Raw genomic sequence first — 2958 nt, forward strand, 5'->3', positions numbered from 1 at the left:
CGGAGTACACGACGCGGATCGTGGTGCTCACTCCCGGCGATCCGGCGACGTTCAACGGCACGGTGCTGGTCGAGTGGCTCAACGTCAGCGGTGGTATCGACGCGCCGGCGGTGTGGTTCATGGCCCACCGCGAAATCGTTCGCTCGGGCTACGCCTACGTCGCGGTCTCGGCCCAGCAAGTGGGTATCCAGGGCGGTGTAACCCGGGGCGGCTTCGACATGTCGCTGAAAACCCAAGACCCGACCCGGTATGCGTCGCTGCACCATCCCGGCGACGCGTTCTCCTACGACATGTATTCCCACATCGCTGCGCTGATCCGCGGACGCAACGACGTACTGCGCGGGTTGGTTTCCGAACATGTTGTGGCGCTGGGAGAGTCGCAGTCAGCCTTCTTCCTGACCACCTACGTCAACGCCATAGACCCGCTCGCCCGGGCGTACGACGGCTTCTTGATCCACTCCCGATTCGCCCCCGCCGCGCCGCTGGACGGCACCTCGATCTTCGACACCGCGCAACCCCGGATGCCTCAGGCGGTGGCCTTCCGCCCCGACCTCGGGGTTCCGCTCATAACCGTCATCACCGAAACCGACCTTGTCGGCGGCCCGGAGACGGGCTACTACCGGGCCAGGCAGCCCGACGCCGAACACTTGCGCACCTGGGAGATTCCCGGCACCGCTCATGCCGATAACTACACGATCCAGGTCGCGCCGATCGACACCGGTTTCACGCCGCTCGAAGAAATCGTGGCGGCTTACGCACCCACGCGGATGCTGATGGGTCAGCAACTGTCGCATGCGATCAACTTCGCCCCGCAGCACCACTACGTCGTGCAGGCCGCGCTCGCCAGGCTGTGCGCATGGGTCGCCACCGGAGAGCCGGCGCCCAAAGCCCCGCGCATCGCACTAACCGAAACCGAGCCTCCTCAGCCGGTTTTGGATTCGAACGGGCTCGCGCGGGGTGGCGTCCGCACCCCGTGGGTCGACGTACCCGTCGCTCGGACAACCGGTTTCGGCAGCGACGAGAGCCCGATGTCGGACCTCTTCGGCTCGGGCGAACTGTTCGACGCCGCAACCCTGCAGCGGCTCTATCCCGGCGGCGTCACCGACTATCTGCAGCGCTTCACCGCGGCGCTTGACGCGGCAATCCAAGCAGGGTTCATCCTGGCGGCCGATCGCGAAGAGATCTTGCAGATCGCCGTGGCGACCTACCCCGACGGCCCATAGTTGTCACCGTGCGAGTTGACGGGCGCGACATCACCGTGTCCGGCAACTTGCTGCAACCACTGACCCGACGGACCAACGACATCCTGCGGCTGGTGCTGGCGGCGGTGTTCGTCGCGGTCGTGATCGCAAGCTCGCTGATCACCCGGCCGCGGTGGGTCGCGCTGGAGAAGTCCATCTCGCAGATCGTCGGTGTGCTCTCCCCCGCCCAATCGGATCTGGTCTACCTGCTGTATGGCCTGACGATCGTGGCGTTGCCGTTCGTGATCCTGATCGGGCTGATCGTCGCGCGGCAATGGAAACTGCTGGGCGCGTATGCGGCCGCCGGGGGTATCGCCGTCGTCGCGCTGTCGATCAGCGGGAGGCACATCGCCGCACCCCGCTGGCACTTCGACTTCTCGGAGCGGCTGTCCACGCTGCCGTCGCAGTTCCTCGACGACCCGCGGTGGATCGCGATGCTCGCGGCGGTGCTCACCGTGTCCGGGCCCTGGCTGCCGGCGCGGTGGCGACACTGGTGGTGGGCGCTGCTGCTGGCGTTCGTGCCGATTCATCTGGTGGTCAGCGCGATCGTGCCGGCTCGCTCGTTGCTGGGGTTGGCGGTGGGTTGGTTCATCGGCGCGCTGGTGGTTCTGGTGGTCGGCACGCCGGCTCTGGAGGTGCCGCTGGACGGCGCGGTGCGCGTGATGGCCCGGCGCGGATTCGTCGTCTCGGGGTTGACGGTGGTGCGGCCAGCGGGGTCTGGGCCGCTGGTGCTTTCTGTCGATTCGGCGCAGCCGGCGGTTATCGAGTTGTACGGCCCGCATCAGCGCAGCGGCGGCGCGCTGCGCCAGCTCTGGCGAAAGCTCAGCCTGCGCGCCTCCGAGACCGCGCCGCTGCAGGCGTCGCTGCGCCGCGCCGTCGAGCATCGCGCGCTGATGACCATCGCCATCGACGATCTGGGTGTGTCCAACACGTCGACCATCGTCGTCGCCGCGCTCGATCGCGGCTGGACCTTGTACGCGCACAAGCCGGTTCGCGGAACGCCGATCAGCAGATGCGCGACGACGACGCCGGTTGCCCGAGTGTGGGAGGCGCTGCAACGCCTGCACGAGCACCAGATCTCGCACGGTGATTTGCGCAGCAAGGAAATCACGGTCGACGACGGCGCGGTGCTGTTCGGCGGTTTCGGCAGCGCCGAGTACGGCGCCACCGACGCCCAGCTGCAATCCGACATCGCCCAACTCCTGGTGACCACCTCGGCGCTCTACGGCGCGGAGTCAGCGGTAGGCGCGGCAATCGACACGTTGGGCAAGGACGCGGTGCTGGCCGCGTCGCGGCGACTGACCAAATCCGCTGTGCCGAAACGGGTCCGCGCGTCCGTGGCCGACGCGCGCGCCGTCATCACCGCCAGCCGAGCCGAGGTGATGCGCCAAACCGGCACCGATCAGCTCAAGACCGAGACGATCACCCGCTTCACGCCCGCCCAGCTGGTCCAACTGGTGCTGCTCGTCGCGCTGGTCTACGTCGCCTATCCGTTCATCAGCACCGTGCCGGCGTTCTTTTCCGAGCTGCGGACCGCGAACTGGTGGTGGGCGCTGCTGGGGCTGGCGGTCTCGGCACTGACCTATGTCGGCGCGGCGGCAGCGTTGTGGGCCTGCGTCGACGGGCTGGTGAGCTTCCGCAGCCTGTCAATCATGCAGGTAGCCAACACGTTTGCGGCAACCACTACCCCGGCCGGGGTCGGCGGACTCGCGCTGTC

At 67.6% G+C, this 2958-nt stretch carries 2 protein-coding genes; both read left to right on the plus strand.

The genetic code is table 11. The features are described from left to right. Window positions 1-1223 (plus strand): alpha/beta hydrolase domain-containing protein (locus VFA16_RS04995; RefSeq protein WP_324966750.1); only part of this gene is annotated, 1223 nt, incomplete at its 5' end. A gap of 8 nt (window positions 1224-1231) precedes the next feature. Further along, window positions 1232-2958: TIGR00374 family protein (locus VFA16_RS05000; RefSeq protein WP_324966751.1), on the plus strand; the 1727-nt coding region annotated here is incomplete at its 3' end.

It is taken from the genome of Mycobacterium sp., from assembly GCF_035653355.1.
Taxonomy (GTDB): Bacteria; Actinomycetota; Actinomycetes; order Mycobacteriales; family Mycobacteriaceae; genus Mycobacterium.